Genomic DNA, 26,491 nt, shown 5'->3' with positions numbered 1-26,491 from the left:
GCCGTCAGCCGATCGGCGGCCTCTGAAGCGCGTCGCTGACGGGACTCGGCGACGCACCGCCGCGAGGGGGCCGCCGACCTCACCACTAAGGAGTGGGCGTCGTGACCGCGGAGACCTCTCAGACGCTCGACAGGGGACTGCGTGTCCTCAAGCTGCTGGCCGAAACGGACCACGGGCTGACCGTCACCGAGTTGTCCCACCGACTGGGCGTCAACCGGACCGTCGTGTACCGGTTGCTGGCCACACTGGAACAGCACGCGCTCGTACGCCGTGACCTGGGCGGACGCGCCCGGGTCGGGCTCGGGGTGCTGGGGCTGGGCCGCCAGGTGCACCCGCTGGTGCGCGAGGCGGCGATGCCGGCGCTGCGGTCGCTGGCCGAGGACATCGGGGCGACGGCCCACCTGACGCTGGTCGACGGCGGGGAGGCGCTCGCCGTGGCCGTCGTCGAGCCGACCTGGACGGACTACCACGTGGCCTACCGGGCCGGTTTCCGGCATCCGCTGGAGCGGGGGGCCGCGGGCAAGGCGATCCTGTCGGCCCGGCAGCATGCCGTCGCGGCGGAACCGGGCCCCGGGTACACGCTGACGCACGGGGAGCTGGAGGCGGGGGCCTGCGGGGCCGCGGCGCCGCTGCTGGGAGTGACGGGGATAGAGGGCAGCGTGGGGGTCGTGATGCTGGCCGACGTGGTGCCGGAGCGGGTGGGGACGCGGGTGATGGAAGCGGCCCGCGAGGTGGCGGAGGCGCTGCGGTAGCCGCGCGGGTGGGGTGCCCCGCCCGCGGCGGGGCCGGTCGGGGCTCGCGTTAGATTGGCTCCGTGCTCTCTCGTCTCTCGCGTCCCCAGTTCCTCGCCGCCTGCGGTCTGCCCGTCGTGGCGCTGCTCGCGACCGCCGTGTTCGCGCCGCTGCCGTTCTCCGTGGCGCAGCCGGGCTCGACCGCGGACGTGCTGTCGGAGTACCAGGGCGACGAGGTGATCCGGATCTCGGGAGCGCCGACCCGGGAGACCGAGGGCCAGTTGCGGATGACGACGATCGTGGCGACCGGCCCCGACGCGCGGGTTTCGCTCGGCGACGTGCTGGGCAACTGGTTCGACACCGACCGGGCGGTCATGCCCCTGGACGCCGTCTACCCCGAGGGCGACGACGTCGAGGAGGTCGAGAAGTACAACCTGGACCAGATGCGGGAGTCCCAGGACACGGCGACGGCGGCCGCCCTGGGCTACCTGCGCATGGACGCGTCCGACGTCGACGTCCGGCTGGACCTGGGGGACGTCGGCGGTCCCAGCGCCGGTCTGCTGCTCTCGCTCGGCATCATCGACAAGCTGGCCGGTGACGGCCACGGGGGCGACCTGACCGGCGGCCGGACCATCGCCGGCACCGGCACCATCACCGCCGACGGCAAGGTCGGCGCCGTCGGCGGCGTGCCGCTGAAGACGCAGGCCGCCCGGCGGGACGGGGCCACCGTCTTCCTGGTGCCGAAGGACGAGTGCGCGCAGGCGCGGACCGAGCTGCCGAAGGGGCTGCGGCTGGTCCCGGTGACCACCCTGAAGGGCGCGGTCGACGCGCTCGGGGCCCTGAACTCGGGCAAGGGCGAGGTCCCTTCCTGCTGAGCGGCCGCTGAGCGCCTGCTGTGCCGCCGGGTCCGGCCGCCGGGCTCAGCCGCCCTTCACGAAGCCCTTCTCCTTCATCCAGTCCAGCGCCACCTGGTGCGGGTCCTCGCCGTCCACGTCGACCTTCGCGTTGAGGGTCCGCGCGACGTCGTTGTCCAGCGCCTCGGTGACCGGCGCGAGGACGGAGGCGATCGCCGGCCACTTCTCCAGGGTGTCGGTCCTGACCATGGGCGCCGCGTTGTAGTTCGGGAAGAACTTCCTGTCGTCAGCCATCACCACCAGGTCCATGGACTTGATCCGTCCGTCGGTGGTGAACACCTCGCCGTAGGCGCAGGCGCCCTTGGCGGTCTGGGTGTAGATGATGCCGGTGTCCATCTGCGTGATGTTCCTCGCCGGGACGTTCGTCCCGTATGCCTTCTCCATGCCCGGCAGTCCGTCCGCGCGGTTGGCGAACTCGCCCTCCACGCACAGTGTCACGGCGCCCGGGTCGGACTTCGCCAGCTCGGCCACCTGCGACAGTGTCGTCGTCCGGTACTTCTCGTGGTTCGCCCGGTTCATGGCGAGGGCGTAGGTGTTGTTCAGCGTCGACGGCGGCAGCCAGGTGATGCCCTTCTTCAGGTCGGCGTCGCGCACGGCCTGCCACTGCTGCCGGGGGTCGGAGATCGGCTCGCTGTGTCCGAGGTAGGTGATCCAGGCGGTGCCGGTGTACTCGTACGTGGCGTCCGCGTCGCCGTTCTCGACCGCCGCGCGGGTGCCGACGGAGCCCTGGATGCCGGTGCGGTCGAGCACCTCGGCGCCGGCCGCCTCGAAGGCGATGCCCATGATCGCGCCGAGGATCAGCCCTTCGGTGAACTCCTTGGAGGTGACGGTCAGATCGGCGCCCTCGAGCGGCCGGCCTCTGCCGATCGTGCCGGGCTCCACGTCGTCGGCCATGGGGGAGCCGCTGGTCAGCCCGCACCCGGCGGCGGCCACCAGGACGGCGGCGGCCGGCAGGCACGTACGGCGTCTCATGTGCCCGCCTCCAGACCGCGCGGGCGCAGCAGCAGCTCGGCGAGCGAGGCGAGCCAGTCCACCAGCAGCGCGAGGGCGACCGTGAGGACCGAGCCGAGCAGCAGCACCGGCATCCGCTGGCTGGTGATGCCGGTGGTGATGAGCACACCGAGGCCGCCTCCTCCGCCGAAGGTCGCCAGGGTCGCCGTACCGACGTTCAGGACGAGGGCCGTGCGCACTCCGGCGAGGATCAGCGGGACGGCGAGCGGGAGTTCGACGCGGGTGAGCACGCCCAGCGGGGACATGCCGATGCCGCGGGCCGCCTCCAGCAGCGTCGGGTCGTTCGCCCTGAGGCCCGCGATGGTGTTGGAGAGCACCGGCAGGACGGCGTAGACGATGATGCCGATCAGGGCGGCCCGGCGGCCGATGCCGAGCCAGATCACCAGCAGCGCGAGCAGGCCGATGGCCGGGGTCGCCTGGCCCGTGTTGGCGAACGCCATCGCCACCGGTGTGGCCCGTCGGAACATCCGGCGGGTGAGCAGGACGCCCAGCGGGATCGCGATGACCAGCACGAAGAAGGTGGAGATCACGGTCAGCTGGACGTGCTGCCACAGGGCCTTGGTGACCTGCCCGTCCGACAGGGCGTTCACGCTGAGCGCGTCCAGGTCGGCCTGCCGGAACCACAGCCAGGTCGCCAGGAGCACGGCGATCAGGCCCACGGGCAGGACGGTCAGCTTCTGCCAGGTGACCCGCCGCCGCGTCGCGGCCGGGGAGGGCGGGCGCGGCCCGGGTTCCGCCTCGTCCCTCTCCTCGGCCACGGGCTCCTCGGCCACGGGCTCCTCGGCCACGGGCTCGTCGGCCACGGGCTTCCCGGTCCCGGGCTCGTCGGCCACGGGCTTCCCGGTCCCGGGAGAGGTGCTCACGCCGTGCCTCCGTCCCCTCCGGAGCCCTCCTGCTCGGTGCGGGGCCGCCCGGCCCGGACCTCCTCCAGGTCGTGCTGGTGTCCCAGCACGTCGAGGCGGTCCGCCTCCAGCAGTTCGCGCACGGAGTTCATCAGCGTCTCCATGTCGACGACGCCCTCGTACTCGCCGCGCCGTCCGGTGACCGCGACCCGCCCCGTGCTGTCGGTCAGCACCGCCTCCAGCGCGTCCCGCAGCGTCGCGTCCCGGGTCACCGTGTCGTGCACCAGCGTCCCGGCCCGCGCCGGTGAACCGCCGGCCCGCATCAGATCACCGCGCCGGAGCCACTTGTACGGCCGCCGCTGCCGGTCCAGCAGCAGGACCTCGTCGGTGCCGGCCGCGCGCAGCCGGTCGAGGATGTGCCGGAGCGGGTCCTCCACGGTCACCGTCGGACAGTCGGTGATCCCCACGTCCCGTACGCGGGTGAGGTTCAGCCGCTTCAGCGCCGCCCCGGCGCCCACGAAGCCGGAGACGAAATCGTCGGCCGGGTTGGTGAGGACGGCCTCCGGGGTGTCGAACTGGGCGATGCGGGACCGCTCGCGCAGCACGGCGATCCGGTCGCCCAGCTTGATCGCCTCGTCGAAGTCGTGGGTGACGAACACGATCGTCTTGTGCAGCTCGCGCTGGAGCCGGATCAGCTCGTCCTGGAGGTGGTCCCGGGTGATCGGGTCGACCGCGCCGAACGGCTCGTCCATCAGCAGCACCGGCGGATCGGCGGCCAGCGCCCGCGCCACGCCCACCCGCTGCTGCTGCCCGCCGGACAGCTGTCGCGGATAGCGGTCGTGGAACTCCCCGGGGTCCAGCCCGACCAGGTCGAGCATCTCCTCCACCCGGGAGCGGATCCGGGCTTTCGGCCAGCCGGTCATCCTCGGCACCAGCGCGATGTTCTGCGCGACCGTCATGTGCGGGAAGAGACCCGAGGACTGGATCGCGTAGCCCACCTTGCGGCGCAGCCTGACCGGGTCGATGCCGGTGACGTCCTCGCCGTCGATGCGGATGCGTCCGCCGCTCGGCTCGATCAGCCGGTTGATCATCTTCAGCGTCGTGGACTTCCCGCAGCCCGAGGGCCCCACGAGGACGACCGTCTCACCGGCCCTGATCTCCATCGACACGTTGTCGACGGCGGGCTGGGCGCTGCCGGGGTAGCGCTTGGTCAGGCCCTCCAGCTCGATGGTCGCCCCGGTGGCCGTCCTGGTGGCCGCCCCGACGGACGTCCCGGTGGCGGGCCCGCCCGGCTCGGCGCCCGTCCCGCGCACGGTCTCAGACACGGACCCCCCTGGAAATGGTCAGCCGTCCCAGCAGGACGTACGCGGCGTCGAAGAGCAGCGCCAGGACGATGATCCCGAGCGTGCCGGCGAGGACCTGGTTGAGCGCGTTCCTGCTGCCCAGCGACGCGATCCCGCGGAAGATCTCGTTGCCGAGGCCCGGCCCGGAGGCGTACGCGGCGATGGCGGCGATGCCCATCAGCATCTGCGTGGAGACGCGGATCCCGGTGAGGATCGGCGGCCAGGCCAGCGGCAGTTCCACCTTCCACAGCCGGGCCGTCCGTGACATCCCGATGCCCGTGGCCGCGTCCACCAGCGCCGGGTCCACCCCGCGCAGCCCGACGATCGCGTTGCGCACGACGGGCAGCAGCCCGTACAGGGTCAGCGCGGTCACCGTCGGCGGCACGCCCAGCCCCACGATCGGGATCAGCAGGCCGATCATGGCCAGCGAGGGGATGGTCAGCACGGTGGAGGTGGCCGTGGTCGCCAGGGTGCCCGCCCAGTCGCTGCGGTAGGTGACGACGCCGATCAGCACCCCGAGCACGGTCGCCGCGACCATGCACTGGAGGACGGCACTGGCGTGCTGGCAGGCGTCGGTGAGCAGCTGCTGGTGGCGGCTGCCGAGGAACTCCCAGAAGTCCACGTCCGCTCACCTCCGGGATCGGGCGGTCTCACTCACGTCGTCGGTCGTGGTCCTCGGCCGCCTGCTCCACCAGCGGGATGATCCGCAGCGGAACCGGGTTCTCCATCACGATCGCCGTGGCGGCCCGGACGATGCCATCAAAACCGACGACCCGGTCGATCACCCGCTGGAGATCGGCGTTCGAGCGGGCCACCAGCCGGCACAGCATGTCCCCGGTGCCGGTCGTCGTGTGCAGCTCCAGCACCTCCGGCACGGACGCCAAGTGCGCCCGGACGTCGGGGCCTTGGCCCTGCCGGATCTCCAGCGTCGCGAACGCCGTCACCGGGTAGCCGAGCGCCGCCGGATCCACGTCCGGCCCGAAACCGCGGATGACTCCGTTCGCCTGAAGCCGGTCCAGCCGCGCCTGCACCGTGCCGCGCGCCACCCCCAGCCGCCGGGACATCTCCAGCACCCCGATCCGCGGCTCCCGCGCCAGCAGCCCGATGATCCGCCCGTCCAGACGGTCTATCCCCATCCGACGCCCTCCCGGCTGGTCATCCTGTACAGATCGCCCGCCGCCACCGGCGTTTCCCTGGGCAGACTGCCCAGGGAAAACGCAAACTATTGCGCACCTTGCGGACGCGGGAGACCCTGCGCCTATGACGCAGACCACACACCACACTCCCGACACCGCCCGGCAGGCAGACCCCTTCCCGGTCAAGGGAATGGACGCGGTCGTCTTCGCCGTGGGCAACGCCAAGCAGGCGGCGCACTACTACTCCACCGCCTTCGGCATGAAGCTGGTCGCCTACTCCGGACCGGAGAACGGCAGCCGCGAGACCGCCTCGTACGTCCTGGAGAACGGTTCCGCCCGCTTCGTGTTCACCTCGGTGATCAAACCGTCCACCGAGTGGGGCCGCTTCCTCGCCCGGCACGTGGCCGAGCACGGCGACGGCGTCGTCGACCTCGCCATCGAGGTCCCCGACGCGCGCGCCGCCCACGCCTACGCCGTCGAGCACGGCGCCCGCTCCCTCGCGGAGCCGTACGAGGTCAAGGACGAGCACGGCACCGTCGTCCTCGCCGCCATCGCCACCTACGGCGAGACCCGCCACACTCTGGTCGAGCGCACCGGCTACGACGGCCCCTACCTCCCCGGCCACGTCGCCGCCCGGCCGATGGTCGAGCCGCCGGCCCACCGCACCTTCCAGGCGATCGACCACTGCGTCGGCAACGTCGAACTCGGCCGCATGAACGAGTGGGTCGGCTTCTACCACAAGGTCATGGGCTTCACGAACATGAAGGAGTTCGTGGGCGACGACATCGCCACCGAGTACAGCGCGCTGATGTCGAAGGTCGTCGCCGACGGCACCCTCAAGGTCAAGTTCCCGATCAACGAGCCCGCGATCGCCAGGAAGAAGTCCCAGATCGACGAGTACCTGGAGTTCTACGGCGGCGCCGGCGTCCAGCACATCGCGCTGAACACCAACGACATCGTGCAGACCGTGCGCACGATGAAGGCGGCCGGCGTCGAGTTCCTGGACACCCCCGACTCGTACTACGACACCCTCGGCGAGTGGGCCGGCGAGACCCGTGTCCCCGTCGAGACCCTGCGCGAGCTGAAGATCCTCGTCGACCGCGACGAGGACGGCTATCTGCTGCAGATCTTCACCAAGCCGGTCCAGGACCGCCCGACCGTCTTCTTCGAGATGATCGAGCGGCACGGCTCGATGGGCTTCGGCAAGGGCAACTTCAAGGCCCTGTTCGAGGCGATCGAGCGCGAGCAGGCCAGGCGCGGCAACCTCTGACACCGGCGCCCGCGCCGGGCACTACCGCGGGGGCGGGCCCTCCACCGAGGGCTCGCCCAGCCCGTCCAGCGTCCGCTCCGCCTCGGGCGCCCACAGCGGCGAGAAGTACGGGTTGATCATCAGCGCCTCCCGCAGATGGCGCCGCGCCGGACCGTACCGCCCCAGCGCCTGCTCGGTCATCCCCCGGTGGAACGCGTACAGCGCGCTGCGCACCCCGCCGCCACGGTCGCCGTCGGTGGCGATCGTCGCGAACGTCAGCGCCTCCTCGTGCTCCCCGGACCGGTACAGCGCCCAGCCCAGCGCGTCGGCCACCGCGATCGACGGCTGCCGCTGCCACTCGGCCCGCAGCCGCTCCACCGCCGACCGCGCGTCCCCGTGGTCCGCCTCGAACCGGCCCAGCACCAGCTCCGCGTCCGCCCCGGCCGCCTCCGCGACGCGCACCCGCTCCCGCAGCAGGCCGTACTGCGCCCGCGCCGCCCGCTCCAGCCCCAGCGACTCGTACAGCTCGCCCAGCTCCAGCGCGTACTCGGGGCACGGCCGCCCGGCCAGCGCCGTCTGGTACGCGGCCAGGGCCTCGGTGATACGGCCCAGCGCCGCCAGCGCCCTGCCCTCCCCGGCCCGCGCGGCCCGCTGGTCGGGGTCGGTGCGCAGCGCCTCCCGGAAGAACCGCAGCGCCTCCTCGCGCTCCCCCCGTTCGAACGCCAGCCGTCCGGCCTGCTCCAGGTACGCCGCCCGCTCGGCCGGTGCCTCGGCGGCCGCCGCCGCGTCCGCGATCTGCGCCGCCGCGTCCTCCCGCCAGCCCCGGTCCCGATAGACGGCCGCCGCCCGCGCCCGTACGGCGGGCAGGCCCGGGCGCAGCTCCTTCAGCCTGTCCAGGGAGCGTCCCGCCGCCTCGTGGTCGCCGAGCCCGGTGTACACGTCGATCAGCACCGCGTGCACCGTCCACCGTCGCGGCGCCGCCTTCAGCGCCTTCTCGCCCCACTCCTTCGCCGCCCGGAAGTCCCGCCGTTCCACCGCCAGCGCCGCCAGTGACTCCAGGGCCTGCGGATTGCCGCGCGCCCCCAGCTTCAGCGAGGTGCGCAGCGCCCGCTCGGCCTTCGGCCAGTTCGCGGGGTCCGAGGTGCGCCGGCCCTGTTCCACGTAGGCCGCGCCGAGCACCGCCCACGAGGGCCCGTCCAGCGGATGCGCCCGCAGATGCCGCTCCCGGTCGCCGATCAGCACGGCCAGGCCGGGCAGCGCGGCCGGCGCCCCGCCCGTGACCGCGCCGCGCGCGAGCGCCGCCGGGCCCGGCGCCGGCGGGGGAGCGGAGCCCCGCTCCCAGGGCAGCAGCACCAGCACTCCGCCGAGGACCACGCACCCGGCGACGGAGGCGAGCACCGCCCGGCGCGCACGCCGCCCGCGGCGGCCCGGCGGGGGGCTCGACGTCTCGATGTCCATGGCGCTCACTGTGCGTCAATACGACAAGCACACTCATGCAGGCGAAGGGTGCCGCCGACGGGGTTCACACCGATGGCCCCGGGTGTCACCCTGTGATCATGAGCCGTATCGAAGCGCCTCGCGACGAAGACGACGCAGCCCACGTGGCCGGCACAGCTCACGCGGCCGGCGCGGCCACGGCGGTCCCCGGCACCCTCGTCGAGCGGCTGCGGGCCGCTCTGCCCGACGGGGCCGTCCTCACCGACCCCGACGTCACCGCCTCCTACGCCCACGACATGGCGAGCTTCTGCCCGGCCGGCGCCCCCGCCGTGGTCGTCCTGCCGCGCACCGTCGAGGACGTCCAGCACGTCATGCGCACCGCCACCGAGCTGCGCGTCCCCGTCGTCCCCCAGGGCGCCCGCACCGGCCTGTCCGGCGGCGCCAACGCCACCGACGGCTGCATCGTCCTCTCCCTGACGAAGATGGACCGCATCCTGGAGATCGACCCCGTCGACCGCGTCGCCGTCGTCGAACCCGGCGTCGTCAACGCCGCCCTCTCCCGCGCGGTGAACGAGCACGGCCTCTCCTACCCGCCGGACCCCTCCAGCTGGGAGACCTGCACCATCGGCGGCAACATCGGCACCGCCTCCGGCGGCCTGTGCTGCGTCAAGTACGGGGTGACCGCCGAGTACGTCCTCGGCCTGGACGTCGTCCTCGCCGACGGCCGCCTGATGTCCACCGGCCGCCGCACCGCCAAGGGCGTCGCCGGGTACGACCTCACCCGCCTCTTCGTCGGCTCCGAGGGCTCCCTCGGCATCGTCGTCCGGGCCGTCCTCGCCCTGCGTCCCGAGCCGCCCGAGCAGCTCGTGCTGGCCGCGGAGTTCCCCTCCGCGGCCGCCGCCTGCGACGCCGTCTGCCGGATCATGAGAACAGAAGGGCGCGAAGCGCTTCCGCGGAAGGGCGGCGGCGGGCGACGGGAGGGAGGACACGTCCCCTCCCTCCTCGAACTGATGGACCGCACGACCGTCAAGGCGGTCAACGACCTCGCCCGCATGGGCCTGCCGGAGACCACCGAGGCCCTCCTCCTCGCCGCCTTCGACACCGCCGACCCGGCCACCGACCTCGCCGCCGTCGGCGCGCTGTGCGAGGCCGCCGGCGCCACCCGGGTCGTCCCCGCCGACGACGCCGCCGAGTCCGAACTCCTCCTCCAGGCGCGCCGCCTCTCCCTCACCGCCCTCGAAGCGGTCAAGGGCACCACGATGATCGACGACGTGTGCGTGCCCCGCTCCCGCCTCGGCGACATGCTGGAGGGCGTCGAGCGGATCGCCGCGAAGTACGGCCTCACCATCGGCGTCTGCGCCCACGCCGGCGACGGCAACACCCACCCCACCGTCTGCTTCGACGCCACCGACCCCGACGAGTCCCGCCGCGCCCGCGAGTCCTTCGACGAGATCATGGCCCTCGGCCTGGAACTGGGCGGCACGATCACCGGCGAGCACGGCGTGGGCGTGCTGAAGAAGGAGTGGCTGGCGCGCGAACTCGGCCCGGTGGGGCTGGAGATGCAGCGGGCCGTCAAACAGGCCTTCGACCCGCTGGGCATCCTCAACCCCGGCAAGCTCTTCTGAACACCCGTCACCGGGCGAGCAGTTCGGCCAGGGCGTCGTCGATGCCCAGCTGCCCCTCCTCGCTCCCCGGAGGGCACACCCGCAGCGTCCGCTCCAGCCACGCCGACACCTGGACCGACGGCGCCTCCAGCAGCGCGTCGCCGTCGGGACTGCTCAGCGCCATCAGCACGACGCTGCGCCCGTCGGCCTTCGACGGCCACACCCGCACGTCCCCCTGCCCGCACGGGCGGAACACCCCCTCCACCAGCAGCTCGCGGGCGAACGTCCAGTGCACGGGGCGGCCGGAGTCGATGTGGAAGGTGACGTGCACGGCGTAGGGGTCGTCCGCGAGGTAGGCGAGCCTGGCCGGGACCGGGACGCTGTGCTCGGGCGACAGGATGAGCCTCAGCTCCAGCTCGCGCTCGACGACGGTGATGCGCATGGCGGACATGTCCTCTCTCGTACGGTTCGCGCGGGCCGCCCGTAACGGGCCCGCACGAGGGAGAGCGGCTACGGCCGTGAGCATTACGCGAGTTCGCGGAACTTTTTTCCGCGCCTCCTCCCCGACGGCACCGGAGTCCCCCTTCGCGTGAAGGTCCGTGCACGAGGTTGCCCGGAAAGGGGCCGGTACGGCGGGACCGCTCATACGGGTGGCGCCGGTCTGATAGATGTGGAGGCCCCCCAATCCACCCCCGAGCAGATACGGGACGACGGACATGAGCGCCCCAACCCCGGCCCCCGGCGACGACAGTCCCCGCGAAGGGTATTACCCGGACCCCTCCATTCCTGGATACGTCCGGTACTGGAACGGCGCCTCCTGGGTGGCCGGCACCAGCCGGCCGGCGCCCAAGGACGGCGAGCCGCTCACCCCGCCGCCCGGCGTGCGGCCGGCCGCGCCGCCGCCCGCCTCCGTGGAGGAGACCGGGCCGCACTTCTTCGACGAGGACCCGGCCGAGGAGCCGCCCGCCGCTGCCGTGTCCCCGCACGGCAGCGGTCCGGAGCCCGCCTCGTCCTGGGCCGCCGGCCCCTCCGCACGGCCGGTGAGCGGGCACGGCGTCTGGCCCGACGCCCAGGGCGCCGACCCGCGGGTGCCGCACGCCCCGGCCGCAGCGACCGGTGGCCCGGCGGCGCGGGAAGGTTCCGCCTCCGGCGGAGCCGGTGGTGCGGGGGCCTCCGCCGCGGCCGGGAACGGCGGGGCCGGGGCGGCGCGCAGCGGCCCCGTGTCCGCGCGGGCCGGGGAGTCCGGGGCCGGCAGGGCCGACGGAGGCTCCTCCCCGTCCGCCGGCGCCCCCGCGGGCAGCGCGTCCGCCGGGACCGGAGAGGGCACCGTCGTCTTCCGCCGTCCCACGGCCGGGCCGAAGGCGGCACCGGCGGCCACCGGGAGGCCCGCCGCCGACGAGGGCACCATCACCTTCCGCGCGGTCCCGCCGGGTACGTCCCCCCGCGCCGCGAACACCGGCGCGCCCGCCGCCCCGGGGCCGGCGGGTCCTCAGCCGGCTCCCGCCGCCGTTCCGGCGGCCCTGTCCGGCCCGCAGCGGACGGGCACCCCGGGCGGCCCGGCCGTCCCCCGGCAGGCCGCCGCGCCCCAGCCCCAGCCCGTCGCGTCACCGCCCCAGCCCGCCGCGCCCGCCCAGCCCCGGCCCGCCGTCGCCGCACCGGCCGCGGCCGGTCAGGGCGGCGGTCAGGCGTCCTGGGCCCAGCAGGTGCACCGACTCGCCGACAACGGCGGGGACGAACAGCCCGTCGCCCCCTGGAAACCGCCGGTCGACGACGTGTTCCAGGCAGCCGCCCGGCGCCAGGCCGCGGCGCGCCCCGCCGGGCTCGGCAAGCGGCTGGCCGCCCGGCTGATCGACACCGTCGTCCTCGCCGCCGTCACCTCCGCGGCCGCCGTACCGCTCGGCGTCAAGGCGCTCGACCACGTCAACGACAAGATCGACCAGGCCAAGCTCTCCGGCGAGACCGTCACCGTCTGGCTGCTGGACGGCACGACGGGCACGTACCTGGGCGTCGTGCTGGCCGTCCTGCTGCTCTTCGGAGTCCTGTACGAGGCGCTGCCCACCGCGAAGTGGGGCCGCACCCTGGGCAAGAAGCTGCTCGGTCTGGAGGTGCGGGACATCGAGGCCCACGAACCCCCCTCCTTCGGCGCCGCGCTGCGCCGCTGGCTGGTCTACAGCGTTCCCGGCCTCCTGGCCGTCGGGGTGGTCGGCGTCGCGTGGTGCCTGTTCGACCGCCCGTGGCACCAGTGCTGGCACGACAAGGCGGCCCGCACGTTCGTGGCCGGCTGACGCCGGGCGGCCCCGGCGCCGTACTCCGGACGGCCGCTCGCCGGATGCGTCACCGGAGGGTTCGCGGTCGACTCGGGCCATGAGCAGCGAACCGCCCCACGGCTCCGGCGGGCAGCCGCCCGAAGACGACCCGCTGAGGAAACGCCCCCCGTCCCCCGGCCAGGAACCGGGGCCGGGGCAGGGCCCGGGCGGCACGGGCTCGCCGTACGACAACCCGCCCCCGTACGGAGGCGGACAGCCCCCGCCCCACAGCGGAGGCCCCTACGGCGGCGGTCCCTACGGGGGAGGCCCCTACGGCGGCGGTCCCTCCGGTGGCGGTCCTTACGGCGGAGGCCCCTACGGCGGAGGCCCCTACGGTGGTGACCCCTACGGCGGAGGCTCCTCTCCCACCGACCCGCTGGCCGGCATGGCCCCGCTCGCCGACAGCGGCCGGCGCACGCTCGCCCGCATCATCGACATGATCCTCGTGGGCATCGTCGTCTGGCTGCTCAGCTGGGCCTTCGACGTCCAGGAGTACCAGGTGAGCGGTGACGAGATGTCGGTCGGGAAATCCTTCGGCCAGTCCCTGATCGCCGCCGTGCTCTACATCGCCTACGACACCTACCTGACCGCCCGCACCGGCCAGACGCTCGGCAAGAAGTGGCTCGGCATGCGGGTGGCCAACCTCGACAACGGTGCCACGCCCTCGGTGCAGACCTCGCTGATCCGCGCCCTGGTGCTGTGGATCCCGTTCGCGTTCTGCTGCGCCTGCGTGTGGACGGTCATCGCGGGCGGCTGGAGCTTCTTCGACAAGCCCTACAAGCAGGGCCTGCACGACAAGGCGGCCAAGACGGTGGTGGTCGCCGCCCGTTGAGCGACGTCCCGTCCGCGTCCCGGCGGCCACGCCCGCGGTCGGGGGGCTCCGCGCCGGGTCAGGCGGCCCGGCCCCGCACTGCCTCGCCGGCCCCCGCGGTGACCCGGGAGGCTGCGGGCACCGGCTCCCCGGCCTCGGCCGGCCGCAGGGCCCGCACCGGGCGGACGGCCTTCGGCTGCGGGACCACCGTGGCGACCAGCACCCCGAGGGCGAGCGCGGTGACGGCGACGGCGGCGACCCCCGGGCCCGAACTCGCCCGCGACAGCAGCAGCATGGCGAGCGCCGAGAAGATCACGGTGCACGAACCGTAGACGAACTGGGCGACAGTCGGACGGGGCATGGCCATCGTGTCCTCGGAAGGCGGTCTGGGGGCTGGGAGCTGCGGTCGGCCTGGCGTCGCGCCGGCTTCCGGGCGTTGCGCCAAGCGACTCTAACGGGCTGTGTGCCCTGGTGGAACAAACAGTAAGCGTGACCTGACCGACAGGGCAGGTGCACAGGGGGCGCACGGATTCATCCTCCCGGACACCCGCCGGTGGGCAGCGCGTCGGTGTCCGCAAAGCGAACGCCCGCTCCGCATAGTGCACTTGTTCTGCCCAAGTCAAGGTCTGTCTTTTCGGGTGAACCTCTAGTCAAATGTCGTCACTTGACTACACGCGTTGATCACGTGTGCGCGGACTTGCCATGTCCTGGTCCCCCTATCCGCGCGCGTGGACGCGGGGGAGGAACTCAAGTGACCAGAAGATCCTGGACGTTCAGAACCGCGGCGACCGCGGTCGCGTTCGCCGCGGCCACCGCCACCCTGTCCGCGGCCGGTGTGGCGCAGGCGGACTCGCCCGCCCGCCCGGAGGCCGTGGACCGCCACGACCCGCACCCGGAGAAGGGCAACCACTCGCACGACCTCAAGGGCCCCCTGACCGACACCTGGGCGGCCCAGCGCGAGGAGGCCCTGAACCAGGTCATATCCGGCAAGGCCTCGGTGAAGAAGAAGGACGGCTCCAACGTCGTCCAGCTGAAGAGCAAGAAGGGCGACGCCAAGTACGTCGAGCTGGGCCGGGAGAAGACCGACAAGATCTTCACCATCCTGGTCGAGTTCGGCGACAAGATCGACAGCCGCTACGGCGGCGAACCGGGCCCGCTGCACAACCAGATCGCCAAGCCGGACCGCCGTACGGACAACTCCACGGCCTGGAAGGCGGACTACGACCGGCAGCACTTCCAGGACCTGTACTTCGGTTCCGGCAAGGGCGTCGACTCGGTCAAGACGTACTACGAGAAGCAGTCCTCCGGCCGCTACTCGGTCGAGGGCGAGGTCTCCGACTGGGTGAAGGTCCCCTACAACGAGGCCCGCTACGGCAACAACGCCTGCGGCGACACCAACTGCCCGAGCGTGTGGAACGTCGTCAGCGACGGCCTGAACGCCTGGGTCGACCGGCAGAAGGCGGCCGGCCGCACCGACGCCCAGATCAAGGCCGACGTCGCCCGCTACGACGAGTGGGACCGCTACGACTTCGACGGCGACGGCGACTTCAACGAGCCCGACGGCTACATCGACCACTTCCAGATCGTGCACGCCGGCGAGGACGAGTCCGCGGGCGGCGGCGCCCAGGGCACCGACGCGATCTGGGCCCACCGCTGGTACGCCTTCGGCACCGACGCCGGCGCCACCGGCCCCGAGAACAACAAGCTCGGCGGCGCGAAGATCGGCGACACCGGCATCTGGGTCGGCGACTACACCATCCAGCCGGAGAACGGCGGACTCGGCGTCTTCGCCCACGAGTACGGCCACGACCTCGGCCTGCCGGACCACTACGACACCGCCGGCGGCGAGAACTCCACCGGCTTCTGGACGCTCATGTCGTCCGGTTCCTGGCTGGGCACCGGCCGCAACGAGATCGGCGACCTGCCCGGCGACATGACCGCCTGGGACAAGCTCCAGCTCGGCTGGCTGAACTACGACACCGCCAAGGCGGGCGTCAACTCCTGGCACAAGCTGGGCGTGGCCGAGTACAACACCAAGCACAAGCAGGCACTGGTCGTCGAACTGCCCGAGAAGGCGGTCACCACCGAGATCGTCACCCCCGCCGAGGGGAAGACCCAGTGGTGGAGCGGCAGCGGTGACGACCTGAAGAACACGCTGACCCGCAGCGTCGACCTCACCGGCAGGTCGTCGGCCTCCCTCGCCCTCGACGCCTGGTACGACATCGAGGCCAACTACGACTACCTCTACGCCGAGGTGTCCACCGACGGCGGCGCCAACTGGACCGCCCTGGACGGCACGTTCGACGGCAACCCGATCCCGCGCGACGGCAGCGACAAGCCCGCCCTGACCGGCACGGCCGAGAAGTACGGCACGCTCGTGTACCCGCTCGACGCCTACGCCGGCAAGAAGATCGACCTCCGCTTCCGCTACCAGACCGACGGCGGCGTGGCCCAGAAGGGCTTCACGGCCGACGAGATCACGGTGACGGGCGACGGCACCACGCTCTTCTCCGACAACGCCGAGACCGCGGACCCCGCGTGGACCGCGAAGGGCTTCACCCGCCAGGGCGCGTCCTTCACCAAGGACTACGCGCAGTACTACATCGCCGAGAACCGGCAGTACGTCTCGTACGACAAGACGCTCGAGACCGGCCCGTACAACTTCGGCTTCACCTCGCGTCCGGACTGGGTGGAGCACTACGCGTACCAGAACGGCCTGCTGATCTGGAAGTGGGACACCTCCCAGGCGGACAACAACACCAGCCAGCACCCGGGCACCGGCCTGCTCCTGCCCGTCGACTCGCACCCGACCGCGATGAAGTGGAAGGACGGCACCCCGCTGCGCAACCGCATCCAGTCGTACGACTCGCCGTTCAGCCTCTACCGCACGGACGGCATCACGCTGCACAAGGCGGACGTGGCGACGTACTTCCCGGGCTCGAAGGGGGTCTCGGTCTTCAACGACCGCACGAACACCTACTACGACCCGGCGAACCCGACCGGCGGTGTCAGGATCACTGACACCAACACGAAGATCAAGATCCTCAAGGAGGCCAGGAACGGCTCGACCATCGAGCTCGAGGTCGGTCCCGCGGGCAGGTAAGCGGCGACTTCCCTGACCGGAGCGTGATCGGCGGTGATCCCGAACGGGTCACCGCCGATCCGTCGTTCCGTGTTCCCGCGCGTGCGCCCCGCCCGGCGGCGCCTACAGGACGACCGGCTTGCCGGTCAGTTCCACGCCCGCCTCCCGCAGCTCCTCCAGCGCCCGCTCGGTCGTCGCCGGGGCGACCCCGGCGGTCAGGTCGAGGAGCACCTGCGTGCGGAAACCCTCCCGGGCGGCGTCCAGGGCGGTGGCCCGCACGCAGTGGTCGGTGGCGATGCCGACGACGTCGACCTCGTCGATCCCGCGGGCGCGCAGCCAGTCGGCGAGCGCGGTGCCGTTCTCGTCGGTGCCCTCGAAGCCGCTGTAGGCCGCCGAGTACGCCCCCTTGTCGAAGACGGCGTCGACGGCGCCGGAGGCGACGGCGGGGGCGAAGTTCGGGTGGAAGCCCACGCCCTCCGTGCCGGCGACGCAGTGCGCCGGCCAGGAGTGGACGTAGTCGGGATTGTCGGCGAAGTGGCCGCCCGGCGCTATGTGGTGGTCGCGGGTGGCCACGACGTGGCGGTAGCCGGCCGGGGCCTGCCCGATCAGCTCGGTGACGGCGGCGGCCACGTCGGCACCGCCGGCCACCGCGAGGCTGCCTCCCTCGCAGAAGTCGTTCTGCACGTCTACGACGATCAGGGCGCGGCGCATGGGCGGTGTCCTTCGACTACTGGGCCGTCCGGGGCGACCGGGCCGGCCACGGGGGTGGTGGGGGAGCGGGGGACGAGGAGGGACGGGTGGTGCGGGGCCCCTCGCGGGGCCTTCCGTGGGACCTTTCGCGGGACACCAGCTTTAGCTACCCGAGCCCCCGTGGACGTACTCCGTCGGAATGACGGGTTCCCCCCGGGACAGCTGGGTGGCGGACAGCGGCAGGTTGGCGCGGGCGGCGGCGTGCCGGTCGCGGGCGGCCTCCAGCGGCTCGCGGGCGACGACCTCGCCGCCCTTGACCAGCTGGACCTGGAGCTGCCGGCCGGCCAGGCCGGCGGGGACCGGTCCGGTGCCGACGACCTCGGCCTCGGCGTACCCGTCGGCGTCCGGGCGGCGGGCGGCCCACTTGCGGCCGCCGATCGAGGTCTTGCCGCCGCTGGACTTCTTGGCCACCGGCACCAGCGGCGCCCCGGCGGCGTCGGTCTCGGCGCGGGCGACCAGCTTGTAGACCATCGAGGCGGTCGGGTGCCCGGACCCGGTCACCAGCTGGGTGCCGACGCCGTACGCGTCCACGGGCGCCGCCGCCAGCGAGGCGATGGCGTACTCGTCCAGGTCCGAGGTGACGACGATCTTCGTTCCGGTGGCGCCCAGCTCGTCCAGCTGCTGCCGCACCCGGTGCGCGACCAGCAGCAGGTCCCCGGAGTCGATGCGCACGGCGCCCAGCTCGGGCCCGGCCACCTCCACCGCCGTACGGACGGCCTCGGCGACGTCGTAGGTGTCCACCAGCAGGGTGGTGCCCCGGCCCAGGGAGTCGACCTGGGCGCGGAAGGCGTCGCGCTCGGTGTCGTGGAGCAGGGTGAAGGCGTGGGCGGAGGTGCCGACGGTGGGGATGTTGTAGCGGAAGCCGGCGGCCAGGTCGGAGGTGGTCGCGAAGCCGCCGACGTAGGCGGCGCGGGCGGCGGCGACCGCGGCCAGCTCGTGGGTGCGGCGGGCGCCCATCTCGATCAACGGCCGCTCCCCGGCGGCGGAGGCCATGCGGGAGGCGGCGGCGGCGATCGCCGAGTCGTGGTTGAGGATGGAGAGGATCACCGTCTCCAGCAGCACGCACTCGCCGAAGGTCCCCTCGACCCGCATGACCGGCGAGCCGGGGAAGTACACCTCGCCCTCCGGGTAGCCCCAGATGTCGCCGCTGAAGCGGTAGCCGGCGAGCCAGTCCAGGGTCTCGTCGTCGACGACGTCCTTCTCCCGCAGGAAGCGCAGCACGCCGGTGTCGAAACGGAAGTTCTCCACCGCGTCCAGCACCCGCCCGGTACCGGCCACCACGCCGTAGCGGCGGCCGTCGGGCAGCCGGCGCGTGAAGACCTCGAAGACGCTGCGCCGCGAGGCCGTGCCGGCCTTCAGGGCGGCTCGGAGCATGGTCAGCTCGTACTGGTCCGTGAAGAGCGCCGTCGAGGGAACGTCCACCGGCAGCCCAAGGTCCGCTGTGTTCATGACGACCGATCGTACTCCCATTTCGTCAGTTTGACGATTTGTGGTTCCGTGGCATGGCCCACAGGCCCGTTTGTGCGAGTGCCCCCCTGTGGTGGCAGCATGGGCAGTGTGACGGCAGCCGCACCCATGGAGATCGAGAAGACCGAGTCGGCGGAGGAGGTCTTCGCCGTACCCGAGCCCGACGTGCCCTGGGTGACGATCGTGCACAACGACCCCGTCAACCTCATGAGCTACGTGACCTACGTCTTCCAGACGTACTTCGGCTACTCGAAGGACAAGGCCACCAAGCTCATGCTCGACGTCCACCACAAGGGCCGGGCGGTCGTGTCCAGCGGCTCGCGCGAGGAGATGGAGCGGGATGTCCAGGCCATGCACGGCTACGGCCTGTGGGCCACCCTCCAGCAGGACCGGAAATGACCCACGCCCGCCCGCAGGACGGAAGTAGCTGAATCACCTCCATGCCAGGACAGTTCGAACCGCTCCCCGGCGGCGGCGCGGCCGTCGCCCTCGACGACGTCGAGATCTCCATCATCCGCTCGCTCGCCGTGCAGCTCCTGGAGCTGATCGGCCCCGGTCCCGCCGAGGACGCCTCCGCCGACCCGCTCGCCGAGCTGTTCGCCGAGGGCCCCAGCGAACCGCCCTCCGACCCGGTGCTGCGCCGCCTGTTCCCGGACGCCTACGGCGACCCCGAGGGCACCCCGCGGCCCGAGGAGGCCGAGGAGCGGCGCGCGCGCTCCGCCGAGTTCCGCCGCTACACCGAGAACGACCTGCGCGCCGGCAAGCGGCAGAACGCCCTCGTGGTGATCCGCGCCCTGGACGCCCTCGCCTCGGAGGCGGCGGGCGAGGACGGCGCGGTGCTGAAGCTGTCGCCGGACGAGTCCCGGCAGTGGCTGGGCACCCTGAACGACCTGCGCCTGGCGATCGGCTCCCGGCTGGAGATCACCGACGAGGACGACACCGACCTGCTCTACCGGCTCCCCGACGAGGACCCGCGCAAGCCGATGGTGATGGCGTACCTGTGGCTGGGCAGCCTCCAGGAGACGCTCGTCACGACCCTGATGCCCTGATCCGACCGGCAACGCCCCGGAGTGCCCGGCACGGGTGTCCGCTCAGAGGACGCTCACGTCCGCATAACGATCCTGTGAAAACGGTGCCCCCGTATGCGCCGTTCAGATGGCTTTTGCCCCCTTCTCCTTGTGTGATGCGTCACAGGCCGTGCCTGTGGTCTCCGTTGCGGCCGTGATAAATCTTCACGACCGCCCGGCGAACACCACCCGCATGTTCGACCGGGTGCGCCACCGAGCCGGTAACCGCCGGCCAGGCACGAGCAGGCCCGTGAAGCCCGCTCAGCTCCATCATCCGGGGGGATCGAGACCCGATCCGCGGCCGACTCGAGGCCCGGATCGGCATGGAGAAAGGCGCACCACACATGACCTCTGCGCAGGTCGACCAGCATCGCGACGGCAGCGAGGCCGTGCAGCACGAGGGCGGCGAGGGATACCAGCGCGGGCTCGGCGCCCGGCAGATCCAGATGATCGCCATCGGCGGCGCCATCGGCACCGGCCTCTTCCTCGGCGCGGGCAAGGGCATCTCCAAGGCCGGCCCCAGCCTGATCCTGGCCTACGCCATCGCGGGCTGCGTCATCTTCCTGATCATGCGGGCCCTCGGCGAACTGCTGATGTACCGCCCGGTCTCCGGCTCCTTCTCGGAGTACGCGCGCGAGTTCATCGGCCCCTTCTCGGGCTTCGTGACCGGATGGACGTACTGGCTGTTCTGGGTCGTCACCGGCATCACCGAGGTCACCGCCGCGGCGGCCTACATGACGTACTGGTGGGACATCCCGCAATGGGTGTCCGCCCTGGTCTTCACGGTCGTCCTGTACGGCGCGAACCTCATCTCCGTGAAGCTCTTCGGCGAGCTGGAGTTCTGGTTCTCGATGGTCAAGGTCACCGCGATCATCGGCATGATCCTCATCTGCGCCGGCGTCCTGACGATCGGCTTCTCGGACGCCGGCGACACCGCCTCCGTCTCCCAGCTCTGGAACGACGGCGGCTTCTTCCCCAACGGCGTCGGCAGCAGCCTCATGACCCTGCAGATGGTCATGTTCGCCTTCCTCGCCGTCGAACTGGTCGGCGTCACCGCGGGCGAGTCCAAGGACCCCGAGACCGTCCTGCCCAAGGCCATCAACACCGTGCCGTGGCGCATCGCCGTCTTCTACGTCGGCGCGCTGATCATGATCCTGTCGGTGGTGCCGTGGACGCACTTCCAGCCGGGCGTCAGCCCCTTCGTCGCCGCCTTCGAGAAGATGGGCCTCGCCGCCGGCGCGGGCATCGTGAACTTCGTCGTCCTGACGGCCGCGCTGTCCTCCTGCAACTCGGGCATGTACTCCACCGGCCGCATGCTGCGCGACCTCGCACTCAACAGCCAGGGCCCGAAGCTGTTCACGCGGCTGACGTCCCGGGGCACCCCGCTGATCGGCACGACGTTCTCCGCCGCGCTGATGATGGTCGGCGTCTGGATCAACTACCAGTGGCCCGGCAAGGCGTTCGACTACGTCGTCTCCTTCGCCACCATCTCCGGCATGTGGGCCTGGATCATGATCCTGATCTCCCAGATCCGCTACCGCGCCAAGGCCGACCGCGGCGAACTGCCCCGCTCGGAGTTCCGCGCCCCCGGCGCCCCGTACACGAGCTGGTTCGCGCTCGCCTTCATCGGCATGGTGATCGTGCTGATGGGCATCGACAAGGACGCCCGCATCTCGCTGTACTGCGCGCCGCTGTGGGGCCTGCTCCTCGGCGTGTCCTACCTGGTGCTCAGGCGCCGCAACCCGAAGGCCGCGGCCTTCGCCAGGCGCTGACGCACCCGCCCGGACGTCCGGCCGCCGGGAGCTCTCGTGGCGCCCCGCGGCGGCCGCCGCTCAGGACGTCCGGCATGTGGGCTGCTCCGTACCACCCCTCGGTACGGAGCAGCCCTTCTGCTTATCCTGGCGCACATGCTGACCCTCACCCAGGCCCTCTACGACCAGATCGTCGCCCACGCCCGCAAGGACCACCCCGACGAGGCGTGCGGCGTCGTCGCGGGCCCGGCCGGCTCGGACCGCCCCGAGCGCTTCATCCCCATGCTGAACGCGGCCATGTCGCCCACCTTCTACGAGTTCGACTCCGGCGATCTGCTCAAGCTCTACCGCGAGATGGACGACCGCGACGAGGAACCGGTGGTCATCTACCACTCCCACACGGCCACCGAGGCCTACCCCTCCCGCACCGACATCACCTACGCCAACGAGCCCGGCGCCCACTACGTCCTCGTCTCCACCGCCGACACCGACGGCCTCGGCGACTTCCAGTTCCGCTCCTTCCGGATCGTGGACGGCGAGGTCACGGAGGAGGAGGTCAAGGTCGTGGACTCCTACTGATCTCGCCCCCCGGACGGAAAATGTCCGAGGCGTGAGATCACACTCCGGAAGCCCGACCGGGAATCGATACGATGAGCCCATGGTTCTTCTCGACGTGAGCGAAAAGGCGCCGGGCACCCTGCTCGTGGCGCGGCTGCACGTCGACCTGTGCAGGCTGAACAGCGCCATCTGTTGACCCCCGCTGCCGCCGTACGGCCGTGAGCCGCGGCGGGCCGTCGCGCGCCGCCGCGCGCCCCACCGAACCCACGACACCTTCCGACAGGAGCCCTCAGCCATGGCCATCGAGGTCCGCATCCCCACCATCCTCCGCCAGTACACCGACGGCCAGAAGGCGGTGGAGGGCAACGGGGACACCCTCGCCGAGCTCTTCGCCGACCTCGAGACCCGCCACACGGGCATCCAGGCCCGCATCGTCGACGGCGAGCAGCTCCGCCGCTTCGTCAACGTCTACCTGAACGACGAGGACGTCCGCTTCCTCGACGGCATCGACACCAAGCTCGCCGACGGCGACAACGTCACGATCCTGCCGGCCGTCGCCGGCGGCATGGCCTGATCGGGATGCGGTACGACTCCCCGCTGGCCGCGGTGGGCAACACCCCCCTGGTGCGCCTGCCGCGGCTGTCGCCGTCCGACGACGTCCGCATCTGGGCCAAGCTGGAGGACCGCAACCCGACCGGCTCCGTCAAGGACCGCCCCGCCCTGCACATGATCGAGCAGGCGGAGAAGGACGGCCGCCTCACCCCGGGCTGCACGATCCTGGAGCCGACCAGCGGCAACACCGGCATCTCGCTGGCCATGGCCGCCAGGCTCAAGGGCTACCGCATCGTCTGCGTGATGCCCGAGAACACCTCGCAGGAACGCCGCGACCTGCTCGCCATGTGGGGCGCCGAGATCATCTCCTCCCCGGCCGCCGGCGGCTCCAACACCGCCGTACGCGTCGCCAAGGAACTCTCCGCCGAGCACCCCGACTGGGTGATGCTCTACCAGTACGGCAACCCGGACAACGCCGGCGCCCACTACGCGACGACCGGCCCCGAGATCCTCGCCGACCTCCCCTCGGTCACCCACTTCGTCGCCGGCCTCGGCACGACGGGGACGCTGATGGGCGTCGGCCGCTACCTGCGCGAGCACAAGCCCGACGTGAAGATCGTCGCCGCCGAACCGCGCTACGACGACCTGGTCTACGGCCTGCGCAACCTCGACGAGGGCTTCGTGCCCGAGCTGTACGACGCCTCCGTGCTCACCACCCGCTTCTCCGTCGGCTCGGCCGACGCGGTCACCCGCACCCGCGAACTCCTCCAGCAGGAGGGCATCTTCGCGGGCGTCTCCACCGGCGCCGCCCTGCACGCCGCCATCGGCGTCGGCAACAAGGCGGTCAGGGCCGGCGAGAGCGCGGACATCGTGTTCGTCGTCGCCGACGGCGGCTGGAAGTACCTCTCCACCGGCGTCTACACCGCCGCCACCACCGAAGAGGCCATCGCCACCCTCCAGGGCCAGCTCTGGGCCTGACGCCTCACCGGGCGAGGTGCCGCACCTGGTCCCACAGGGCCGGGTCCACCTCGCCCACCCGGCGCCGGAAATCCCCCACCGGCACCTGACGCAGCTCGTCCGTCTCCAGGAAGCTCGTCCGCCCCCGCCCGTCCCCGACGGCCCCCGGCGGCAGCGGGACCACCCCGGCCCGACCCTCCCGGTACCGCGACGTGATCTTCGCGACCAGCACCCGCCGCCCCCGCACCGCCAGCACCAGACACGGCCGGTCCTTCGACCCCGCCCGGTCCTCGAAGGGCACCGCCGCCCACCAGATCTCCGCGGGCCGCGGCCGTACCGCCCGGTCCCGCGGACCCCTCGGATACCCCGGCGGACGCCGCCTGCCCGCCGGCCGCCGCCCCCGCCCCCAGCCGTCGGTGACCGCCGCGACGAACGCGAGAATCACCACCGCCGCGAGCGCGAGCCACCAGGACGTGTCCATACCGACGACGTTACCGGCGCACACCACCACCGCGCGCCCCCGCGAACGCCCCGCACTCCCCACGACCAGCCGAACCGGTGACAGCGCAGGTGAGTTCGCCCACAACCACCCCTGGCGAAGGAGCGACCGAAGGTTTCGCGCCTTACGCTCGACGAACCGCACGACCCCCGTCCCCTCCCCACCCGCCAGCGGAGGTTTCTGCTTCATGAAGCTCACCGTCGTCGGCTGCTCGGGGTCGTTCCCGTCCGCGGAGTCGGCCTGCTCGAGCTACCTCGTCGAGGCCGACGGCTTCCGGCTGCTCCTCGACATGGGCAACGGCGCCCTCGGCGAGCTGCAGCGCCACTGCGGTCTCTACGACCTCGACGCGATCTTCCTCAGCCACCTGCACGCCGACCACTGCATCGACATGTGCGCCTACTTCGTCGCGCGCTACTACCGGCACGACGGCGGCCGCTGCGCCCCCCTGCCGGTCTACGGCCCCGAGGGCACCGAGCACCGGCTCACCACCGCCTACGCCGACACCCCCTCCGCCTCCTCCATGAGCGAGGTCTTCGACTTCCACACGGTCAAGCCCTCCGCCTTCGAGGTCGGCCCGTTCACCGTGCGCACCGAGCGCGTCGCCCACCCCGTGGAGGCCTACGGCATCCGCATCGAGCACGCGGGCCGGACACTGACCTACTCCGGCGACACCGGCCCCACCCCCGTGCTGGACGAACTCGCCCGGGACACCGACCTGTTCCTGTGCGAGGCCGCCTTCACGCACGGCAAGGAGAACATCCCCGACCTGCACCTCAACGGCCGCGAGGCCGGCGAGAGCGCCACCCGCGCCGCCGCCCGCCGCCTGGTCCTCACCCACATCCCCCCGTGGACCGACCCGCAGACCAACCTCACCGACGCCCGCGCGGCCTACACCGGCCCGGTCGACGTGGCGGCACCGGGCACGGTGTACGAGATCTGACGACGACGGCGCCCACGCGGACGCGACGAGGCCCCCGGAGCTCGCGGCTCCGGGGGCCTCGTTCATGCCGTACGGCGGGAACTCACGCCTTCGTGAGGTCCTCGACCTCCTCCTCGGGCTCGCGGCCCGGGGTCTTGAGGTCGAACTTGATGATCGCGAAGCGGAACGTCACGTAGTAGAGCGCCGCGAACACCAGGCCGATCGGAATGATCAGCCACGGCTTGGTCGCCAGATGCCAGTTCAGGGCGTAGTCGATGAAGCCGGCCGAGAAGTTGAAGCCGGCGTGCACCCCGAGACCCCAGGTGACCGCCATCGACACCGCCGTCAGCACCGCGTGCAGCACGTACAGGACCGGCGCGATGAACATGAACGAGAACTCGATCGGCTCGGTCACACCCGTGACGAACGAGGTCAGGGCGAGCGAGACCATCATGCCGAGGACGGCCTTGCGGCGCTCCGGACGGGCGCAGTGCGCGATGGCGATCGCGGCGGCCGGCAGACCGAACATCATGATCGGGAAGAAGCCGGACTGGAACAGACCGGCGTTCGGGTCACCGGCCAGGAAGCGGGTGATGTCACCGTGCACGACCTCACCCGCGGAGTTGGTGAAGTCGCCCAGCTGGAACCAGGCCACGGTGTTCACGAACTGGTGCATGCCGACCGGGATCAGCGCGCGGTTCACACCGCCGAACAGGGCGGCACCGCCCGAGCCGAGACCCGTCATCCACTCGCCGAAGTCCGAGATGCCGTTGCCGATGGGCTCCCAGACCAGACCGAAGAAGACACCGACGACGATGCCGACGAACGCCATGATGATCGGCACCAGGCGGCGGCCGTTGAAGAAGCCGAGCCAGTCCACCAGCTTCGTGCGGTGGAACCGCTGCCACAGCACGGCGGAGAGCAGACCCATGACGATGCCGCCGAGCACGCCCGGGTTGTTGTACGTCGCGGCGACGTCCTCACCGTTCTTGATCACCGCCTCGGTGACCGGGAAGGCCTCCAGGACCTTGCTGTAGACGAGGAAGCCCACCACGGCGGCGAGCGCGGTCGAGCCGTCCGCCTTCTTGGCGAAGCCGATGGCCACGCCTATGCAGAACAGGATCGGCAGCGAGCCGGTGAGGGCACCGCCCGCGTTGTTGAAGACGGCGGCGACCTTGTCCCAGCCGAGGCCGTCCTTGCCGAAGATGTCGTCCTGGCCGAGCCGGACCATGATGCCCGCCGCCGGCAGTACGGCGATCGGGAGCTGCAGGCTGCGGCCGACCTTCTGCAGGCCCTGGAAAAGGCCCTGTCCCCGCTTCTTTGCGGGGGCCGCCGTTGCGGTGGCGGTGCTCATACGTCCTCCATCGTCTGATGGTCTACACCACTCAGTGGTGTAGACCTGTTGTAGCACGATGAAGGCCGCATAAGGAACCCGCGAATCCGCTACCGCGGCACTACACGCAGTACCGATCGAGAACCCGCGCCGGCCCCGCCCCGGACCCGCC

General features: G+C 71.9%; 27 protein-coding genes. 15 read left to right on the top strand and 12 right to left on the bottom strand.

The window, feature by feature from the left end:
* The first annotated feature begins 101 nt into the window (after window positions 1-101).
* Entirely contained in the window at window positions 102-752 is a 651-nt protein-coding gene (locus ACFYOJ_RS24040) for a helix-turn-helix domain-containing protein (RefSeq protein WP_356558234.1), read from the top strand.
* A gap of 62 nt (window positions 753-814) precedes the next feature.
* Window positions 815-1,606, top strand: a complete 792-nt coding sequence (locus tag ACFYOJ_RS24035; RefSeq protein WP_356558235.1) for a S16 family serine protease — start codon at window positions 815-817, stop codon at window positions 1,604-1,606.
* Window positions 1,607-1,651: 45 nt separating this feature from the next.
* On the opposite strand, the gene ACFYOJ_RS24030 is transcribed toward ACFYOJ_RS24035, so the two are convergent.
* From ACFYOJ_RS24030 to ACFYOJ_RS24010, 5 genes are all read right to left on the bottom strand, one after another.
* Window positions 1,652-2,617, bottom strand: coding sequence for a glycine betaine ABC transporter substrate-binding protein (locus tag ACFYOJ_RS24030; protein ID WP_356558236.1), 966 nt, complete (start codon window positions 2,615-2,617; stop codon window positions 1,652-1,654).
* On the bottom strand, window positions 2,614-3,429 hold the full coding sequence (locus ACFYOJ_RS24025) for an ABC transporter permease (RefSeq protein WP_356558262.1): 816 nt from the start codon (window positions 3,427-3,429) through the stop codon (window positions 2,614-2,616). The genes ACFYOJ_RS24030 and ACFYOJ_RS24025 overlap by 4 nt, the downstream gene beginning before the upstream one ends.
* 86 nt (window positions 3,430-3,515) lie before the next feature.
* Window positions 3,516-4,727 carry a betaine/proline/choline family ABC transporter ATP-binding protein gene (locus ACFYOJ_RS24020; RefSeq protein ID WP_356558263.1) on the bottom strand — a complete coding sequence of 404 codons (1,212 nt, stop codon included), beginning with the start codon at window positions 4,725-4,727 and terminating at the stop codon, window positions 3,516-3,518.
* Between the two features lie 88 nt (window positions 4,728-4,815).
* Window positions 4,816-5,463, bottom strand: a complete 648-nt coding sequence (locus ACFYOJ_RS24015) for an ABC transporter permease (protein ID WP_356558237.1) — start codon at window positions 5,461-5,463, stop codon at window positions 4,816-4,818.
* A gap of 28 nt (window positions 5,464-5,491) precedes the next feature.
* Window positions 5,492-5,977, bottom strand: coding sequence for an Lrp/AsnC family transcriptional regulator (locus tag ACFYOJ_RS24010; protein WP_356558238.1), 486 nt, complete (start codon window positions 5,975-5,977; stop codon window positions 5,492-5,494).
* Between the two features lie 124 nt (window positions 5,978-6,101).
* Between ACFYOJ_RS24010 and hppD the strand changes: the two genes are divergently transcribed.
* Entirely contained in the window at window positions 6,102-7,247 is a 1,146-nt protein-coding gene (gene hppD / locus ACFYOJ_RS24005; RefSeq protein ID WP_356558239.1) for a 4-hydroxyphenylpyruvate dioxygenase, read from the top strand.
* Between the two features lie 21 nt (window positions 7,248-7,268).
* Here the strand turns inward: hppD and ACFYOJ_RS24000 are convergent, their stop codons facing one another.
* Complete coding sequence (locus ACFYOJ_RS24000; protein WP_356558240.1) at window positions 7,269-8,684, bottom strand: tetratricopeptide repeat protein; 1,416 nt, start codon at window positions 8,682-8,684, stop codon at window positions 7,269-7,271.
* 92 nt (window positions 8,685-8,776) lie between these two features.
* On the opposite strand from ACFYOJ_RS24000, the gene ACFYOJ_RS23995 reads away from it, so the two are divergent.
* Window positions 8,777-10,288, top strand: a complete 1,512-nt coding sequence (locus ACFYOJ_RS23995; RefSeq protein ID WP_388597773.1) for an FAD-binding oxidoreductase — start codon at window positions 8,777-8,779, stop codon at window positions 10,286-10,288.
* Window positions 10,289-10,295: 7 nt separating this feature from the next.
* On the opposite strand, the gene ACFYOJ_RS23990 is transcribed toward ACFYOJ_RS23995, so the two are convergent.
* Window positions 10,296-10,709 carry an SsgA family sporulation/cell division regulator gene (locus tag ACFYOJ_RS23990; RefSeq protein ID WP_356558264.1) on the bottom strand — a complete coding sequence of 138 codons (414 nt, stop codon included), beginning with the start codon at window positions 10,707-10,709 and terminating at the stop codon, window positions 10,296-10,298.
* Window positions 10,710-10,983: 274 nt separating this feature from the next.
* Between ACFYOJ_RS23990 and ACFYOJ_RS23985 the strand changes: the two genes are divergently transcribed.
* Together ACFYOJ_RS23985 and ACFYOJ_RS23980 are read left to right on the top strand one after the other, a co-directional pair.
* Window positions 10,984-12,552, top strand: a complete 1,569-nt coding sequence (locus ACFYOJ_RS23985; protein WP_356558242.1) for an RDD family protein — start codon at window positions 10,984-10,986, stop codon at window positions 12,550-12,552.
* A gap of 79 nt (window positions 12,553-12,631) precedes the next feature.
* Window positions 12,632-13,405: an RDD family protein gene (locus ACFYOJ_RS23980; RefSeq protein WP_356558243.1), complete on the top strand. Its 774-nt coding sequence runs from the start codon at window positions 12,632-12,634 to the stop codon at window positions 13,403-13,405.
* 58 nt (window positions 13,406-13,463) lie between these two features.
* On the opposite strand, the gene ACFYOJ_RS23975 is transcribed toward ACFYOJ_RS23980, so the two are convergent.
* Window positions 13,464-13,745: a hypothetical protein gene (locus ACFYOJ_RS23975; protein ID WP_388597769.1), complete on the bottom strand. Its 282-nt coding sequence runs from the start codon at window positions 13,743-13,745 to the stop codon at window positions 13,464-13,466.
* A 390-nt stretch (window positions 13,746-14,135) separates the two neighbouring features.
* Here ACFYOJ_RS23975 and ACFYOJ_RS23970 point away from each other — a divergent pair, with 390 nt between their 5' ends.
* Window positions 14,136-16,487 (top strand): immune inhibitor A domain-containing protein, encoded by a 2,352-nt coding sequence (locus tag ACFYOJ_RS23970; RefSeq protein WP_356558245.1) that lies wholly within the window; start codon window positions 14,136-14,138, stop codon window positions 16,485-16,487.
* Between the two features lie 102 nt (window positions 16,488-16,589).
* Here ACFYOJ_RS23970 and ACFYOJ_RS23965 read toward each other — a convergent pair whose 3' ends face one another.
* Window positions 16,590-17,177 carry an isochorismatase family protein gene (locus ACFYOJ_RS23965; RefSeq protein WP_356558246.1) on the bottom strand — a complete coding sequence of 196 codons (588 nt, stop codon included), beginning with the start codon at window positions 17,175-17,177 and terminating at the stop codon, window positions 16,590-16,592.
* Between the two features lie 141 nt (window positions 17,178-17,318).
* Window positions 17,319-18,665: a nicotinate phosphoribosyltransferase gene (locus ACFYOJ_RS23960; RefSeq protein ID WP_356558247.1), complete on the bottom strand. Its 1,347-nt coding sequence runs from the start codon at window positions 18,663-18,665 to the stop codon at window positions 17,319-17,321.
* 99 nt (window positions 18,666-18,764) lie between these two features.
* Here ACFYOJ_RS23960 and clpS point away from each other — a divergent pair, with 99 nt between their 5' ends.
* The 7 genes from clpS (at window position 18,765) to ACFYOJ_RS23925 (ending at window position 23,589) form a co-directional block, all read left to right on the top strand.
* A complete protein-coding gene (gene clpS / locus ACFYOJ_RS23955) occupies window positions 18,765-19,082 on the top strand; it encodes an ATP-dependent Clp protease adapter ClpS (protein WP_356558248.1) in 318 nt (105 codons plus the stop codon).
* A 41-nt stretch (window positions 19,083-19,123) separates the two neighbouring features.
* Window positions 19,124-19,732 carry a DUF2017 domain-containing protein gene (locus ACFYOJ_RS23950; protein ID WP_356558249.1) on the top strand — a complete coding sequence of 203 codons (609 nt, stop codon included), beginning with the start codon at window positions 19,124-19,126 and terminating at the stop codon, window positions 19,730-19,732.
* 362 nt (window positions 19,733-20,094) lie between these two features.
* The gene (locus ACFYOJ_RS23945; RefSeq protein ID WP_356558250.1) at window positions 20,095-21,522 is read left to right on the top strand and encodes an amino acid permease; all 1,428 of its coding nucleotides are present in this window, start codon (window positions 20,095-20,097) and stop codon (window positions 21,520-21,522) included.
* 135 nt (window positions 21,523-21,657) lie between these two features.
* The gene (locus tag ACFYOJ_RS23940) at window positions 21,658-22,080 is read left to right on the top strand and encodes a M67 family metallopeptidase (protein WP_356558251.1); all 423 of its coding nucleotides are present in this window, start codon (window positions 21,658-21,660) and stop codon (window positions 22,078-22,080) included.
* A gap of 79 nt (window positions 22,081-22,159) precedes the next feature.
* A complete protein-coding gene (locus ACFYOJ_RS23935; RefSeq protein ID WP_310873142.1) occupies window positions 22,160-22,255 on the top strand; it encodes a putative leader peptide in 96 nt (31 codons plus the stop codon).
* 99 nt (window positions 22,256-22,354) lie between these two features.
* Window positions 22,355-22,633 (top strand): MoaD/ThiS family protein, encoded by a 279-nt coding sequence (locus ACFYOJ_RS23930; protein WP_356558252.1) that lies wholly within the window; start codon window positions 22,355-22,357, stop codon window positions 22,631-22,633.
* Window positions 22,634-22,638: 5 nt separating this feature from the next.
* Entirely contained in the window at window positions 22,639-23,589 is a 951-nt protein-coding gene (locus ACFYOJ_RS23925; RefSeq protein ID WP_356558253.1) for a cysteine synthase, read from the top strand.
* A 4-nt stretch (window positions 23,590-23,593) separates the two neighbouring features.
* Here ACFYOJ_RS23925 and ACFYOJ_RS23920 read toward each other — a convergent pair whose 3' ends face one another.
* Entirely contained in the window at window positions 23,594-24,049 is a 456-nt protein-coding gene (locus tag ACFYOJ_RS23920; RefSeq protein ID WP_356558254.1) for a type II toxin-antitoxin system PemK/MazF family toxin, read from the bottom strand.
* A gap of 205 nt (window positions 24,050-24,254) precedes the next feature.
* On the opposite strand from ACFYOJ_RS23920, the gene ACFYOJ_RS23915 reads away from it, so the two are divergent.
* A complete protein-coding gene (locus tag ACFYOJ_RS23915) occupies window positions 24,255-25,007 on the top strand; it encodes an MBL fold metallo-hydrolase (RefSeq protein ID WP_356558255.1) in 753 nt (250 codons plus the stop codon).
* Window positions 25,008-25,089: 82 nt separating this feature from the next.
* Here ACFYOJ_RS23915 and ACFYOJ_RS23910 read toward each other — a convergent pair whose 3' ends face one another.
* A complete protein-coding gene (locus ACFYOJ_RS23910; protein WP_356558256.1) occupies window positions 25,090-26,340 on the bottom strand; it encodes a PTS transporter subunit EIIC in 1,251 nt (416 codons plus the stop codon).
* Window positions 26,341-26,491: the final 151 nt, after the last annotated feature.

This window comes from Streptomyces sp. NPDC006384 (assembly GCF_042870695.1).
Classification (GTDB): domain Bacteria; phylum Actinomycetota; class Actinomycetes; order Streptomycetales; family Streptomycetaceae; genus Streptomyces.
This window is presented reverse-complemented; position numbering and strand designations above follow the sequence as displayed.